The sequence below is a fragment of the Spiroplasma endosymbiont of Amphibalanus improvisus genome (genome assembly GCF_964030645.1).
Classification (GTDB): domain Bacteria; phylum Bacillota_I; class Bacilli_A; order Mycoplasmatales; family Mycoplasmataceae; genus CAXIPX01.
This window is the reverse complement of the sequence record NZ_CAXIPX010000004.1, coordinates 110,307-126,747: the sequence shown is the minus strand read 5'-3', so window position 1 is coordinate 126,747 and position 16,441 is coordinate 110,307. Positions and strand designations below refer to the sequence as shown.

General features: G+C 25.9%; 15 protein-coding genes. All 15 read left to right on the top strand.

The window, feature by feature from the left end:
- The first annotated feature begins 1 nt into the window (after position 1).
- The 15 genes from AAHM77_RS03405 to rpsG all read left to right on the top strand — a co-directional run bounded on the left by AAHM77_RS03405 (position 2) and on the right by rpsG (position 16,422).
- A complete protein-coding gene (locus AAHM77_RS03405) occupies positions 2-1,588 on the top strand; it encodes a CTP synthase (RefSeq protein ID WP_342252724.1) in 1,587 nt (528 codons plus the stop codon).
- Positions 1,589-1,659: 71 nt separating this feature from the next.
- Complete coding sequence (gene fba / locus AAHM77_RS03400) at positions 1,660-2,544, top strand: class II fructose-1,6-bisphosphate aldolase (protein WP_342252723.1); 885 nt, start codon at positions 1,660-1,662, stop codon at positions 2,542-2,544.
- Between the two features lie 52 nt (positions 2,545-2,596).
- On the top strand, positions 2,597-2,923 hold the full coding sequence (gene rpmE / locus AAHM77_RS03395) for a 50S ribosomal protein L31 (protein ID WP_342252722.1): 327 nt from the start codon (positions 2,597-2,599) through the stop codon (positions 2,921-2,923).
- Positions 2,924-3,018: 95 nt separating this feature from the next.
- On the top strand, positions 3,019-4,920 hold the full coding sequence (locus AAHM77_RS03390) for a hypothetical protein (protein ID WP_342252721.1): 1,902 nt from the start codon (positions 3,019-3,021) through the stop codon (positions 4,918-4,920).
- A gap of 7 nt (positions 4,921-4,927) precedes the next feature.
- Positions 4,928-5,863, top strand: a complete 936-nt coding sequence (locus AAHM77_RS03385; RefSeq protein ID WP_342252720.1) for a DHH family phosphoesterase — start codon at positions 4,928-4,930, stop codon at positions 5,861-5,863.
- 12 nt (positions 5,864-5,875) lie between these two features.
- The gene (locus tag AAHM77_RS03380; protein ID WP_342252719.1) at positions 5,876-6,466 is read left to right on the top strand and encodes a thymidine kinase; all 591 of its coding nucleotides are present in this window, start codon (positions 5,876-5,878) and stop codon (positions 6,464-6,466) included.
- 29 nt (positions 6,467-6,495) lie between these two features.
- On the top strand, positions 6,496-7,578 hold the full coding sequence (gene prfA, locus AAHM77_RS03375) for a peptide chain release factor 1 (protein WP_342252718.1): 1,083 nt from the start codon (positions 6,496-6,498) through the stop codon (positions 7,576-7,578).
- A gap of 13 nt (positions 7,579-7,591) precedes the next feature.
- Positions 7,592-8,455: a peptide chain release factor N(5)-glutamine methyltransferase gene (gene prmC, locus AAHM77_RS03370; protein WP_342252717.1), complete on the top strand. Its 864-nt coding sequence runs from the start codon at positions 7,592-7,594 to the stop codon at positions 8,453-8,455.
- 44 nt (positions 8,456-8,499) lie between these two features.
- Complete coding sequence (gene argS, locus AAHM77_RS03365; protein ID WP_342252716.1) at positions 8,500-10,164, top strand: arginine--tRNA ligase; 1,665 nt, start codon at positions 8,500-8,502, stop codon at positions 10,162-10,164.
- 27 nt (positions 10,165-10,191) lie between these two features.
- Positions 10,192-11,706 (top strand): hypothetical protein, encoded by a 1,515-nt coding sequence (locus AAHM77_RS03360; RefSeq protein WP_342252715.1) that lies wholly within the window; start codon positions 10,192-10,194, stop codon positions 11,704-11,706.
- 16 nt (positions 11,707-11,722) lie between these two features.
- Positions 11,723-12,271, top strand: coding sequence for a Sua5/YciO/YrdC/YwlC family protein (locus AAHM77_RS03355; RefSeq protein ID WP_342252714.1), 549 nt, complete (start codon positions 11,723-11,725; stop codon positions 12,269-12,271).
- A 92-nt stretch (positions 12,272-12,363) separates the two neighbouring features.
- Positions 12,364-13,245, top strand: a complete 882-nt coding sequence (locus AAHM77_RS03350) for a hypothetical protein (protein ID WP_342252713.1) — start codon at positions 12,364-12,366, stop codon at positions 13,243-13,245.
- Between the two features lie 15 nt (positions 13,246-13,260).
- Positions 13,261-15,402, top strand: coding sequence for a hypothetical protein (locus tag AAHM77_RS03345; RefSeq protein WP_342252712.1), 2,142 nt, complete (start codon positions 13,261-13,263; stop codon positions 15,400-15,402).
- A 116-nt stretch (positions 15,403-15,518) separates the two neighbouring features.
- Complete coding sequence (rpsL, locus tag AAHM77_RS03340; RefSeq protein WP_342252711.1) at positions 15,519-15,932, top strand: 30S ribosomal protein S12; 414 nt, start codon at positions 15,519-15,521, stop codon at positions 15,930-15,932.
- A 22-nt stretch (positions 15,933-15,954) separates the two neighbouring features.
- Positions 15,955-16,422 (top strand): 30S ribosomal protein S7, encoded by a 468-nt coding sequence (rpsG, locus tag AAHM77_RS03335; protein WP_342252710.1) that lies wholly within the window; start codon positions 15,955-15,957, stop codon positions 16,420-16,422.
- The last annotated feature ends 19 nt before the right edge of the window (positions 16,423-16,441 follow it).

Genomic DNA, 16,441 nt, shown 5'->3' with positions numbered 1-16,441 from the left:
TATGCCAAAATATATCTTTGTAACAGGTGGAGTAGTTTCTGGTATCGGAAAAGGAATAACAGCAGCCTCTCTTGCCTCTTTGTTAAAAAGCAGTGGTTTAAAAATTTTTATGCAAAAATTGGATCCATATTTAAATGTTGATCCAGGAACAATGAATCCCTACCAACACGGAGAAGTTTTTGTCACAAAAGATGGCGCTGAAACTGATTTAGATTTAGGTCATTATGAGCGTTTTATTGATGAGGACTTAAATGAAACTTCAAGTATTACATCAGGTAAAATTTATCAATCTATAATTTCGAAAGAAAGAAAAGGACTTTATCACGGTTCAACCGTTCAAGTGGTTCCACATGTAACTAACGAAATTAAAGAACGGATCTATGGTGCTGCAAAAAAAAGTGAAGCTGATGTAATTTTTATAGAAGTAGGTGGAACGATCGGTGATATCGAATCATTGCCTTTTATCGAATCAATCCGTCAAATTAAAAACGAAGTTGGTTCTAAAAATATATTATTTATTCATGTTGCTTTAATACCATATTTAAAAGCTTCTAAAGAATTTAAAACTAAACCTATTCAACATTCAGTAAAAGAATTACTATCTTACGGTGTGCAGCCTGACATCATTGTTGCAAGATCTGAAGAATTACTGTCTGAAAAAACAATTAATAAAATTTCTTTATTTTGTAATTTACCAAGTACTAATATTTTAAATGCGGTTAATGTTCAAAGTATTTATGAAATACCTGTTGAAATGTATAAACAAAAAGCCCATGAATTAGTTATGGATCTTCTTGAACTGAAACCAAAAACACAAGTATCAATCGATGGTTGAAAAAAATTTAATTCTAAAATTCAAAAATCAAACGAATTGGTCGAAGTAGATATTGTAGGTAAATACACTGAATTACCAGATGCATATTTATCAGTTATAGAATCTTTAAATATTGCTGGTTTTGAAAATAAAACTAAAGTAAAAATTAATTGATTAAATTCAGAAATTATTAATTTAGAAAATTATAAATCAATTTTTAAAAACTCTAAAGGTATATTAATACCCGGCGGTTTTGGTTCAAGAGGGGTTACAGGAAAAATGTTGGCAGCTAAATTTGCTAGAGAAAACAAAATTCCCTTTTTAGGAATTTGTTTAGGTATGCAGGTTGCAGTTATTGAGTTTGCTAGAAATGTTCTAAATTTAAAAGATGCCAACACAACTGAATTTAATAAAAAAACAAATGATCCCGTCTTTGATATTATTGTAAAAAATAATGAAAAATTAGGTGGGACATTGCATCTTGGCGCTTATGAGATTGAATTGCTACCAAACACTTTAGCTTATAAATTATTCGGTAAAATTACATCAGAAAGACACCGTCACCGTTTTGAATTTAATAATGCTTATAAAGAAAAACTTGAAGATAAGGGAATGAAATTTAGTGGTATATATAAATCTAGAAATATGTTAGAGGTCGTTGAAATCCCTGATCATCCTTTCTTTATAGGGACGCAATTTCATCCAGAATTTACATCTAGACCAAATAAACCAAATAAAATATTTGAAGCTTTTGTCAAAACTATTAAAAAATAAATTAATTTTAAATTTGTTTATAAATATTTAAAATGTTATCTTATTAGTAAAGTTTAATTAAGGAGAAAAATATGTCAAAAAAATATAGCAATCGTTTAGTTAATGCCACAGAAATGGTAAATAATGCTAAAAAGAAAAAATATGCAGTAGGACATTTTAATATCAATAACTTGGAATGAACAAAGGCTCTTTTAGAAGCTGCTCAAAGTTCTAAAACACCAATTATTATCGGAGCTTCAGAAGGTGCTATTAAATATATGGGTGGATATAAAGTTGTCGCTCAAATGACTAATGCTCTTTTAGAAGAATTGGATATCAATGTTCCAGTTGCGCTACATTTAGATCACGGGCAAAGTGTTGAATCTGCCAAAAAAGCTATCGATGCTGGATTCTCAAGTGTTATGTTCGATGGTTCACATTTAGGATTTGAAGAAAATATGCAAAAAACTAATGAAGTTTTAGAATATGCTAAACTTCATGAAGTTTCAGTTGAAGCAGAAATCGGAAGTATAGGTGGCGAAGAAGATGGAGTTATTGGCGATGGTGAGTTAGGTGACCCTGAAGAAGCTAAACAAATAACAGATTTAGGTATAAATATTTTAGCCGCAGGAATCGGCAACATACATGGTCAGTACCCTGAAAATTGAAAAGGTTTATCTTTTGACACATTAGAAAAAATTTCAAAAGCGGCAAATAAACCTATGGTGCTACATGGTGGTTCAGGTATTCCTCAAGAACAAGTTAAAAAGGCTATCAAATTGGGGATAAGTAAAATTAATGTAAATACTGAATGTCAATTGGCTTTTGCTGAAGCAACAAAAAAATATGTTCAAGAAGGCAAAGTTGATATTAATAAAGGTTTTGACCCAAGAAAATTATTACAACCAGGTGCACAAGCAATTAAAGATACATTTGACGAATTGACAAATTGATTTGGTTGCAAAGGAAAAGCTTAATTTTATTTAGAAATTTCTCTATATATATGTTATATTATTATGTGAGGTAATTATGAGGAAAGATATTCATCCAAAATACTATAATTCAGTTTTTGAATGTACAACTTGTGAAAACAAAATTAAAATCGGTTCTACTTTAGGTGAAAACATTAAGATTGATACATGTTCATCTTGTCATCCTTTCTATAGTGGAAATCAAAAATTTGCTAATGCCGCTGGTAGAGTGGAAAAATTCAAAAGTAAATTTAAGCAAAAAGAAAAAATAGAATCTCAAGTTACAGAAATTTCTAAAAAACAAATAGAAATCAATAAAGAAAAATTAGTATCAAAACCTAAAAAAGAAAAACTTGCTACTTTAGATGATTTAACAAAAAAATAATTTTTAAAAAACTAAAGTTTAACTTTAGTTTTTTTTATTATTTAAAAAAAATCAGTATAATTTATATGTATATTTTAAAAATAAGGTATAGGAAGATGTCTTTTAAATTAGAAGACTTTAGTTTCAAAAAAACTAAAGTAAAATCGAAAATAAACTTTAATTTAGAAAATAATTCTAAAACAGCTTTTATTTTTAATGATAAAAAAGAACAAAAAAATTTTATAAAATCTTTAACAGGTGACTTAAAAATAACTTCAGGTGATGTTTTCATAGATGATGAAAAATTATATTTTTTATCTAACAAAAAAAGTGAAATTGCCGTAATAAGTAGTCAACGTTTTAAAATACCTTTAATCCCTTTGAAATTGAGAATTTCATTTTTATTTTTAAGATCTCCGAAATTTACAAGAAATGCTTTTTTGGAATATTATGATGAAAAATTTGAGCATAAAATAATAAAAAAAGCATATGATAATGTCCAATTGTTTGAACTTTATAAAGTTTTAGATTTATTATTCAAAAAATGCACGGGAACATTTAATGAAATAGTTTCGGTACTTTTAACTGAATATAACAAAAAAATAAAAAATTTAAATAAAAGCTGAATAAATAAATTATTACCAGATGAAGGTGATAATTTTAAAAATAAATTCTTTGATTATTTGAACAAAGAAGAAGAAATTATCATTTATCAACATTGAATTATTTTGCTTCAAGCAATGTGAGATATTATTTATGAACAAGAAAAATTAAGATTATCTTGTAATTGTGAAAAAGAAAATAAAAAAAATGATATTTTGAATGAAAACTTTCGCTATGAAGAATTAGATATTATAACCAAAAAGTTTGAAAAAATTATTTCAGCTAATATAAATTACTTTAAATACAATATTTTTGTAACAAAAAGAAAAATGAAAGAGCAAAGAACTAATATAATAAAAGAAAATGGTTTTTTTAAAACTTTAAAGCAAATTCGTTATTTTACAAAAAACAAAAATATAAAACTAGCTGAAGTTCAAGTTTGATTAAAATTACGTCGGGATTTAAGAAAAAAATTGACAGATAAACAACAAGAGTTAATTTCTTCATATCTTTCTGTTGAAGGTGGAATTTTAAAAGGTAAAATTATTGAAGAAGTTCATAATTATCACAAAAAAGTTTTGGATGAAAAAATTGATTATCTTGATGTAAATTATATTGAAAATAAAATAAAAAAGACTTTTTTAATAGATTCTCCTTTTAAAAAAGCTAATATAAAAGTTTTTAAAATTATGCAAGAATTAAAAATTCAATTAAAGTGATTTGGTTCAATCACTAAGTTATCTTTTTTTGACAACATTAAAATGCACATAATCAATAATTTTCTATTAGATAAAAAAATTATTATCTTAAATAATATTTTTAATACTATAACGAGAAAAGAAACTTTAGAGTTAAAAGAAATAATAAAAATGTATCAAAAATTAAAACCAGGTGTAATCTTTATATTTATTGATAAAAACATTTTCAAAGTTCATGATTTAGCAACTAGTTTTGTTTTTGTCGATAAAAAATATGTTTTTTTAAATAATAAACCTTTAGAAGTCAATGATCATCTAACAGATGATGATCAGAAATATGAAAAATATAATTATTTTTATTGTGATTTTCAACAATTGAAGCAAACAATTTTCATCGATAACAAACAATTTTTAACTTTTAAAAAAATGTATGGTTTACCAGCGGAAATTATTTTAAGGATTAATTCAGAATTAGTTTCTTTTAAAAAAACTTCTATGTTCAACAGAAATATTATTAATAAATTAAAAATTCAATTGTATAGAATTATGTATCAAAATAATGAATTAATTTATTCTTTTTACATTAATGGAAGTTTTAAAATTAATTTAAATTCTAAAACTGCAATTAAATTTTCAGAAATGAATAAAATTTTTATTAATAAAAAAGCTATAACAATATATGATGGTAAAACGAGAATGATTATTTATGAAGAATAAGGTTAAAATGTCAAAGATAATTTTAAAAGAAATACAAAAATTTAAAAACATTATTTTAACGCAACATATTAATCCTGATGGTGATGCTATTGGTTCTTCCTTAGGACTTAAATTTTTTATTGAACACAATTTTCCAGATAAAATAGTTAAAATTACTGGAGATAGAATCCCACAATATCTAAACTTTTTAGGCGGTTTTGATAATATAGAAAATATTGAATTAAGCGAAAGTTTATTAATAATTTCAGATACAGCCAATGAGTCGAGAATAGATTTTACTGATTGAAAAAAATGTAAAAAAATAATAAAAATTGATCACCACATTAGTAATGAACCATTCGGAGACATAAATTTAGTTGAACCAGAATATATCGCAAATTGTGAAATAGTTTTTAAAATATTGGAAAATTCAAAATTAGAATTAAATAAAAAAATTTTAGAACCTTTAATGTTAGGACTGATAACAGATTCCGGAAGATTCTTGTATCCTAAAACTAACGAAAAAACATTCCATATGGCACAAAAATGTTTACAATATAATGTAGATATTTTTAAAATTTATAATGATTTATACGTTTCAAACTTAAATATATTTAAGTTCAAACAATGATTGTTTAATAATGTCATTTTAGAAGAACAACATGGATTTGGCTATGTTGTTATTCGAGAAAAAGATGTTATTAAACAAAATGTATCGATTGACGATGCGAAATCATTAATTAATATTTTAAGCAATATTAATGAAATTAAAATTTGATTTTTTGTTGTAGAAGATAAAAAATCAAATTTTTGAAAAATTTCTATTAGAAGCAGGCATGTAAATTTAATTAATTTGGTTGAACAGTTTAATGGTGGTGGACATAAACTTGCAGCAGGTTGCTCTATTTCGAATTTAGAAGAATTACCAAATTTTATTAAAGTATTAAAAACATATTTAAACTAGAGGTCTAATATAATGGTCAATATTTTATTGAATAATAAAAAAAATTTTAGCTACATAGAATTAATAACGGGGTGTATGTTCGCGGGTAAAACAGAAGAATTTATCAGAAAAATTACAAGATTAAGATTTGCGAATTATAAAATTCAAGTTTTTAAACCAGAAATAGACAAACGATATTCTGAAACTGATATCGTTAGTCATTCTAAGAAAACAATCGTAGCACAACCCGTTACAAAAGCTATTGATATTTTAAAATTAATAAAAAAAGATACAAATGTTGTTGGTGTCGATGAAGTTCAATTTTTTGATGAAGAGATTATAAAAATAATTGAGTTTTTAGCAGATAAAAATATTATTGTAATTGTCGCAGGTTTAGATCGTGATTTTAAAAAAGACCCATTTTTAAATACTGAAAAACTTTTTTATAAAGCTGATTTTGTACATAAATTAAATGCGGTTTGCAATAGATGTGGCGGAGCAGGGACTTTAACACAAAGATTGATAAATGGTAAACCAGCTTCTAAAAAAGACCCGATTGTTTTAATAGGTAGCGAAGAAAATTATCAGGCAAGATGTCGTCACTGTCACGAATTATTTAATTAATTAATAATTATTATTTTAAAGGAGCGCACATGAATCAAAAAACTATTGAACGTTTAGAAGCGATTTTAGAACGTTTTAACGAAATAGAAAACAAGTTGACCACTGAAGAAATAATAAATGATATTGCAAAAATGACTGAATTGATGAAGGAAAAATCTAAAATAGAAGAACTTGCGAATCTTTATAGTAAATATAAAAATTATAAAAATAATATTGCTGAAGCAAAAGAAATGCAGAAATCAAGTGACCCTGATTGAATTCTTTTGGCAAAAGAAGAAATTAAAAATTCTGAAGAAGAAATTCTAAAAATTGAAACAGAAGTTAAAATAAAACTTTTGCCAAAAGATCCAAATGATTCTAAAAATGTAATTGTTGAAATTCATGGTGCAGCAGGTGGTGATGAAGGAAATATTTTTGCTGGTGATTTATTTAAAATGTATTCTAGATATTCTGAAATTCAAAAATGAACGTTAGATGTTTTGGAAGCAAGAGAAGCAGAACATTCAGGTTTTTCATCGATAGTTTTTTCCTTGAAAGGAAAAAATGTTTATTCTAAAATGAAATTTGAATCTGGTGCTCATCGTGTTCAAAGAATTCCTAAAACCGAATCAAAAGGCAGAGTGCATACATCAACAGCTACTGTCGCAGTTTTACCAAAAGTAGAAGATGTAGAAGTAGATATAAAAGTTACAGATTTAAAAATTGACACATATAGATCATCTGGTGCTGGCGGGCAACATGTTAATACAACAGATTCGGCAGTTAGAATAACACATATCCCAACTGGTATAGTGGTAACTTCACAAGATGGAAGGTCTCAACACAGTAATAAAGCCTTAGCGATGGAACACTTAAAAAGTAAAATTTATGAATCTGAACTAAAAGTTCAAAACGAAAAGTTAGGAAAATTAAGAAAACAAGCTGTTGGTACAGGTGATCGAAGCGAAAAAATTAGAACATATAATTATCCACAAAACAGAGTTACCGATCACAGAATAGGTTTGACTTTAAATAAATTAGATTATATTATGAATGGCAATATTGAAGAACTTATCGCAGCTCTTATCAACGAAGAACAAAGATTAAAGATGGAAGGTGTTATCGAAGATTAAAAGAAAAAAAATAATGACAAATCAAGAGGTTATTAATTATATTTGTGAAAAATTAAATGCTAAAAATCCATCACATAATAAAAAAATCGCAAAATCTTTTATTTGTTATTTAAAAAATATTTCTATTAATGATTTGTACACTTCTTTGTATGAAAAGTGTAATTTAAATATTAATAAAATTGATAAATTAATTAAAAAAATTAATAAATCAATTCCATTGGAATACTTAATTAATGAAAAATATTTTTTAAATAATAAATTTTATGTAAATAAAAACGTTTTAATTCCTAGGCCAGAAACTGAAGAAATGGTTTTAGAAGCATTATCTTTTTTAAAAACTCAATCAATAAATAAAAAAATAAATGTTTTTGATATATGTACAGGTTCAGGGAATATAGCTATATCTATTGCTAAAAATTACAAAGCTAATATTTATGCTAGTGATATAAGTTTCAAAGTTTTGAAGGTAGCTCGAAAAAATGCTAAAGATTTAGGTGCGAATAACATCACTTTTTTAAAAGGCGATTTCTTAAAACCCTTTATTAAACTAAATTTAAAAGGTGACTTAATTATCATAAATCCACCATATATATCATCAAAAGACCGAAGTGTAGATTACAGTACTAAAAATTATGAACCTAAAAAAGCTTTGTTTACAGAAACTGGTTTAGAATTTTATAATATTTTCTTTCAAAATTACCATAAAATAATAAATAACGAAGGTATTATATTTTTAGAATTTGGATATGAACAAAAAAAACCAATTTATGATTTAATGGAAAAATATATCTGTTTAAATAAAATTAATTATAAATTTTTTAAAGACACAAATAAAAAAGATAGATTTTTATTCATATCTTTAAAAAATAATATATAATACAGAAATATATATTTCATAAGACTTAAAAGGAGTTAAAAAAATTGAATAATAATGTTAAATTTATTTCAAAATTATTAGATGAATTTTTATCTTCTTGTAATTTAAAAAAAGATGTAATAATTGAAAGACCGAATAATAAGCAATTCGGACATTTTTCTACAAACTTAGCATTGTTGCTCAAGAAAGACTTAAAAGATAATCCTTGTAATATAGCTAATGAAATAATTGAATTTATTAACAAAAAACAATTAAAATGTTTTAGTAAAATTGAGTGTGTAAAACCAGGGTTTATTAATTTTTCTTTTAAAAGCGACTTTTTAATAAAAACGATTGAAGAAGTTTTATCATTAAAAGAAAATTATGGTAAGGGCAAAAAGAAAAATTACAAATTTAGTTTAGAAATTGTTTCTGCAAATCCGACTGGAGAATTGCATATTGGGCATGCTAGAAATGGCGCCATTGGAGATACCATTGCAAGAGTTATGAAGTTTTGTGGTTATGATGTAATTGCTGAATATTACACAAACGACGCTGGTGTTCAAGTTAACATTCTTGTTACAACTGTATTTATTAATTATCTTAATTTATTAGGGATCAATAAAGAAATCCCTGATGAATGTTACAAGGGTGATATTTACAAAGACTTAGCACAATTGTTTGTTGATGAATTTAAAGATAAATTTAAAAATTTAAACGTTAATAATTTTATAATCGAAGATTCAAAAGTCCATAAAATATTTAGAGATAAATCATTAAACTTTTTCATGGACAGAATAAAATTAACATTAAAAGAATTAAGAATAAACATAGATTATTACATAAGCGAACAAGAGGCTTATGATTTAAAATTAATCGATAATTTATTAAAAAAATATGAAAAGACAAATTCCACTTATGAAAAAGATGGAGCATTGTGACTTAAAACTGAAAAACACGGCGATCAAAAAGATAGGGTATTAAGAAAAAGCGATGGAACATACACATATTTGACACCAGATATAGCATCTCATTGTTCTAAATATGATAGGGGCAAACCGGATAAAATAATTGATTTTTGAGGTGGTGACCATCACGGGTATATTACTCGTTTAAAAATAGGTGTTAAAGTCGCTGGATACAATAAAGATGATCTTATTGAAATTCAAACTATTCAAATGGTAAGAATAATTCAAGATGGAAAAGAATTGAAGATGTCCAAACGTAAAGGGACTGCTCTCTGAATTAAGGACATTGTAGAAACTGTTGGAGTGAATTATGTTAGATTCATGTTAACTTCTAAATCACAAGATACTCATATGGATTTTGATATTAATTTATTTAATGATAAAACTTCTAAAAACCCTCTATTTTATATTCAACATGCATTGTTCCGAAGTGAAAATATTGTAGAACAAGCAAATAGCGATGAAAAGTTCGGGACTACTAAAACTTTTAATTTATTAAATAGCGAACAAGAAAATGAATTATTGTTGGAAATGGATTTGTTTCAAGACTATTTGGTATCAACTGTAAAACATAGAAAGCCTAATATTCTGTGTGAGTATGTGCAAAATTTAGCAAGACTATTCCATGCTTATTATAATGATTATAAGGTTCTAGATTACAAAAATATTAATTTATCAAATCAAAGAATAATGTTTGTCAAAAGCTTTAATCAAGTTTTAACAAACGCAATTACTTTGATTGGTATTGAATTTAAGAAATAATATTAATAAAAAATAAGGTGAAAAAAAATGGATTTATCAATAAAAAAGAAAAGTTTTAAAATACCTTCTGTATTCACAATCATTTTGTTTCTAATGTTGCTTATTGTTGTTATTACGTGGATCCCAGGTACTGTGCAACAATCTATTGATAAAAATGGTGACCCCACTAATGCCCACATTTTAGGAATTATGGACATATTTGAGGCTACAATTCAAGGTATTATGGCGAGGGCTGATGTTATCGCTTTTGTTTTAGCAATTGGAGCATATATTTATTTAATATTAAAATCTCAGTCTTTAGAGGCTGCTATGGGATTAATGATCAAAAAACTAAAAGGGAAAGAAATATGATTGATCCCTATCTGTATTATGTTTTTCGGTTTAAGCGGAACCATTTACAATATGTGCGAAGAAACAATTGCATATTATCCTATTTTAATTCCAGTTATGATGTTTGCTGGTTTTGATGCAATGACAACAATAATGGTTGTGACATTTGGAGCTGGAATGGGTGTTCTTGGTTCTACTATTGCTCCGTTTTCAGTTATTATAGCTTCTGGTGTGATGGATATAAGTCCTATGGATGGTATTGTTTGAAGAATTTTAATTTTCTTGCTTTGTATGGCAGCTACAATATTCTTTACAATGCAATATGCAATAAAAATTAAAAAAGATCCAACAAAATCTATTGTTTATAAAGATCGTGAAATTCATAAATCAACTTTTGGTCATTTAGAAGAATTACCAGAGTTTACAAAAAAAAGAAAAGCTATTTGTGGTGTTTTTGTCGCAAACTTTGTCATAATGGTTCTTTTAGAATTACCTTGATATACATTCTTTGGGATGGACCCTGACACATGATCAGGTAATGGCTCACAAGGTTATATTGCTAGTTTATTGATTGAATGATTCCCGTTTTTAACAACAACAGCATTCTCTGATATTGATGGGGGATTATTTATTGACTTAGCGACTTTATTCTTCATTAGTTCTTTTGTCGTTGGTGTTTTAATGTGAAAAAGTGAAGAAGATCACATAAACTCAGTTATTGGTGGTGCTTCCGATTTACTTGGAGTAGCACTTATTATTTCGACAGCTGGCGGGGTTGGCATCTTGCTCGATGGAAATCATAGTAATTTTGGAGCAACAGTTGCTGGTGGAATTGCATCAGGGATAGGTTCGATGCCCGCTTGAGCATTTGTATTGTTTTGTTACATTGTATTTATACCGATAGCTTTCTTAATACCATCAACTTCAGGTTTTGCCTTGGCTATTCTCCCTTTATTCCTTAATTCTGCTCAACAAATCGGTTGTGAATCTGGTGTTGTTACAGCATTTGTATGTGCCGAAGGTTTTGTAAACCTAATAACCCCCGCCGGATTGCCTATGGCTTGCTTAGGATTGGCGAAAGTTAATTATGCAGATTTCTGGCGAGGTTGTTGAAAATTAATTTTATCGGCATTTTTAATCCCATTAGTTATGTTGCCGTTAGGAGCACTTATTAATTCTGCTGCATTTGACGGTTCATCAATACTGTTTTAAAAAATAGGATTTTAAAATGAACGTTTATTCACTACAAGATTATGAAAAAATAAAAAATGATTTAATAAATTTTAAATTAGGTATTTTGCCCACTGACACTATTTATGGATACACATGTTTAATTGGTGATCATAATAGTAAAAACAAAATTTTTGAATTAAAAAAAAGACCAAAAAATAAAGAACTAATTGTTTTAGTTAATAGTGTAAAAATGTTGAAAGAACTAATTATTTTAAAACAAAAGGATGAAAACATTTTAGGGACACAGAATGAACCCACAACAATTATCGGTTTAAAAAATCTTGATTATCCTTATTCTGATTTAATTTCAGAAATTGATAGCATAGGTGTAAGAGTCATTAATAAACCTTGGTTACAAAAGTTAATTTCAGAAACTGGTCCATTATTTTCAACCAGCGTTAATGTTTCGGGAGAAAATTATCTATTAGATTTAGAAAATTATAATAATGATAAAAAAGTTGATTTTATTGTAAAAGATGGCAAATTAGATAATAAACCTTCAAAAATTTACAACAGCATCACTAATGAGTGGATTCGTTATTAAAAAAAATATTAAAAATATGGTATAATTATTATAAATAGTATAATCTGTATACATAAGATAATTTATCAATTTATAATAGGAGGGTCGTTATTATGTCAGTTAATCCATACAATAGAATTAAAAGTATGCGTGATCAGTGATCTTCTCAAGAAAAAGATAGAATTTATAGAAATATAAACTCTTCCAACAATTTCAATAATGATAATAATTTAAATCAAAAAAATAAAACTGATGACATTTATGACAATCGTGTTCAAATTATTCGAAATGTTTTAGGTGTTATAAAAAATAAAGAACAAGATAATCAGTTTATTTCGTTATTTATTGATAATGATATTCAAGTTATCGATGATGTTAAAGAATCTTTATTTGGTTTAAGTTTAATTGAAGCTGATACACAGAAAATCAAATTATATGGTTCTCCTTTTTTATTCTTATTAAAAAGAATTGTAAAGTCTTTACCATTAGTTACACTAGAAGATAAAAGAGTTTTGTGAGATCGAATCAAATTATTTTCTAAGACACTTAGTCACATTTCAGAACAAGAGCAAAATGAATTAAATTCTTCTGTAATTTTAAATGAAATTGAATTTGATGATCCTATTGAATATATTAAAAATGAATTCGCTGAAGTCTTGAGAGCTTATAATATAAACAAAGATATTGTTATAGTTTTTACAAATATCCACATTACAGGTTATGAATTTTTTAGAGATCTGTTAGTTTTAATGCATGCAATTTTTGATGATTTAAAATTGTTTAAATTTATTAGTGGTATCAATAGTACACAATTGAATAATTATGTTATAAGTAAATATGGTGAGAATCAAAAAGAAATTATGTTAAAACAAGAGTTAAATTTATTTAATATTAATCTAGATAAATTTGGCAATTTATATAATGATAATACTGAAGATAAAGTTGAAGAAGAGCAATCATCTTTTAACAGATATTGGATGAATAAAAAATATTAATAAAGGGTTTATAAAATGATTGGCACTATATTTATAATCGGATGATCATTAGTTATTATTAGTTCATTTATTGAATTATTAGTAGGTATTTCTATAATTTTAAATGATTTAAATTTAATAAATTTAAATTTTTTTGATAATATTGTTTCTTTTTTTAACAAACATGTTTATTCACAAAATTTTTTCCCTGTATCAACAAATCCTGATTATATAATTGCTGGTTTTTTAATTGGTATTAGTTTAATAGCTATAACATTATCAATCAAAAATATTATTGGTTTTAAAAAAAACAGTCAAACAATAACAACTCCATTAACAATCATTTTTCTAGTTGCCGTTATTGGGCTTTGCTTCTTTTTCGGAACAATAGGCTCTCTAATATTTGCTTGTTTAATATTTATAAGTTTGTGCTTAATTGTAACACCATTGTTAGATCGTGAATCATTGTTGAGACATTCTGAGTTAAAAGAAAATAAACACTTATTAAAACAAGAAGAACAAAAAATAAAAAAATCAAAATTTAAATCAGAAGATTTTGAAGATGTTAATTCAGTTGTTGACATTAAAACAGAAAATTCATTAGAAAAAGTTGCTAAATTAAAAGATCAATCAACAAATGATAATGAACTAAAAATAAAAAATTTTGTTTATTCTGAAAAAAATACTTTTGATAATAAAGATTTGTTAAATACCCAGGAATTAGCTTTTGCTTTAGATGAATTAAATGATTCTTTAAGTAGGAAAAATATTAAAAATTATAAACAAATACAAAATGATATTAATTTAAAAACACAAACAATTCAAAACGCTAATTTAAATTTTGAATTAAATAAAAAAGTTGAAGATGAACAGAGTATATTATTTAGCAAAAATTCTTTTTCTGATTTAAACAATTCAAAAAAAGAAGAAAAACCTAAACCTCAAGAAGAAAATGAGAGTGAAAGCAAAACTATTATTTTTTCAGATAATTTGCCAGAAAATTATGTTGAAGATTCAAAAAAACCTAACAATGATAAAACTGATTTAACAAAACTAAAAAAAGATCTATCTGATGAAGCAGTTGAAAAATTGAATAAGTTATTAACTTTATCTAAAGAATATCGTAAAAATTTTATAAAAATTGCTAATAATAATTTAATAGAAGGTAATGTTTCAAAACCAAGTAAGTTGTTTAAAAATTATATTTCTAATTACAATAAATTAGTTAAAAAAATAAATTATTTTATAACTTCTAATGAAATTTTTAAAAATTATAAACTATTAGATTTTGTAAGTGCTCATGAAGAATGAAATAAAACAAATCCACTTTCCGAAGAATTAATTATTGAAAAAATTAATTCTGTTAGTCGTAAGAATGATGAAGATAAAAAAGATGATGATGCAAGTTTAGAAATTATAAGAGTTGAAAAAAGATTAGATGAACCAATTCTGAATACTCCGCGTTCATTAATTCCAGAAGATCAAGCTATAAAGTCTGATCCTCTGATAGAAGAAACAGTTTTAGATGGAACAGTATATATTGAACAACAAGAAGCGGAAGAAAATATTCCAGAATTAAATTCACTTAATAAATCAAAAATAAATAAAGAAACCAAAGAATTTTCTTCAGAAGAAATAATGGATAATAATTTTAAAGAAAAAAATGTAGAAAATATAATAAATAATATTAATGAACAGACAAAAATAGATGAAGAACTAATATCTATAAAAAGCGCTCAAAAAACAAATATAAACAAAAATACTTCTTTAACATCAGTTGCTAAAAATATTGATAATAATCAAAATGCATCAAAACAAGAATTAATTGAAAAAATTAATTTATTACAAAAAAGCATTGATGAAAAAAATGTTCAAATTAAAAAAGAATTAAATAAAATAAAAACAGAATTTAATAGAAAAAAATTAAATTTGTTAAAAGAACAAGAAAAAAAGCAAAAAGAAATCGACACAATGCAAAACCCCGGTTTTGATTACAATAATAGAAAAACACATTTTAGTGAAAATAATAATAAAAATAATATAAATGGAAATTATCAGCACGCAACATTACATAATATTTCTAAATACACAAGGCAACCTGTACCTTATGATAAAAATTGTTTAGTTTGTAGAACAAAAATTACAGAAAAAACTCAAGAATTTAATTTACCGCAATAAAGAACTTCAAGTTCTTTTTTATTTTAATTAGATTTTTATTTGACATTTTAATATTTTTTCAATATTATATAAAAAGATTATATTGACACACCCGGATGAGTGGAAGGAGAAAAAATTTGCCTACAATTAACCAATTAGTAAATAAACCAAGAAAGAAAAAAACTTACAAAACTAAGTCACCTGCTTTAAATAGAAATTTAAATTCATTAAAGAAAAAAGTGACTAACATTAGTTCACCACAAAAAAGAGGTGTTTGTACCAGAATTGCTACAATGACCCCTAAAAAACCTAACTCAGCTTTACGTAAATATGCCCGTGTGCGTTTAACAAATGGAATGGAAGTTACAGCTTATATTCCAGGAGAAGGACATAACCTTCAAGAACATAGTGTGGTTATAATACGTGGAGGAAGAGTTAAAGACTTGCCTGGTGTTAGATATCATATAGTACGTGGAAACTTAGATACCGCTGGTGTTGCCAAAAGATTGAAAAGTCGTTCTTTATATGGTACTAAAAAACCTAAAAATTAATTAAGGATAGGAGCATTTTAAAATGAGAAAAAATAGAGCTAAAAAAAGAGATGTATTACCTGATCCAGTTTATGATTCTAAATTAGTCACAAGAGTAGTTAATAAAATAATGTTGGATGGTAAAAAAGGTACTGCTCAAAGCATTCTTTATGATGCATTTGATTTAATAAAAGCAAAAACAAAAAAAGAACCACTAGATGTTTTTAATGAAGCGTTAAATAATATAATGCCGCAATTAGAGTTAAAAGTTAGAAGAATTGGTGGGGCAAATTATCAAGTTCCAGTTGAAGTTAGCGATGAAAGACGTGTTACTTTAGGTTTAAGATGATTAGTTAATTATTCACGACTAAGATCTGAAAAAAGCACAGTTGAAAAATTAGCTAATGAAATAATCGATGCTGCAAAAAAAACTGGTGCATCACATAAGAAAAAAGAAGATACACACAAAATGGCAGAAGCTAACAAAGCATTTGCTCATTACCGTTGATAATTTTATAGAGGGAAAAATT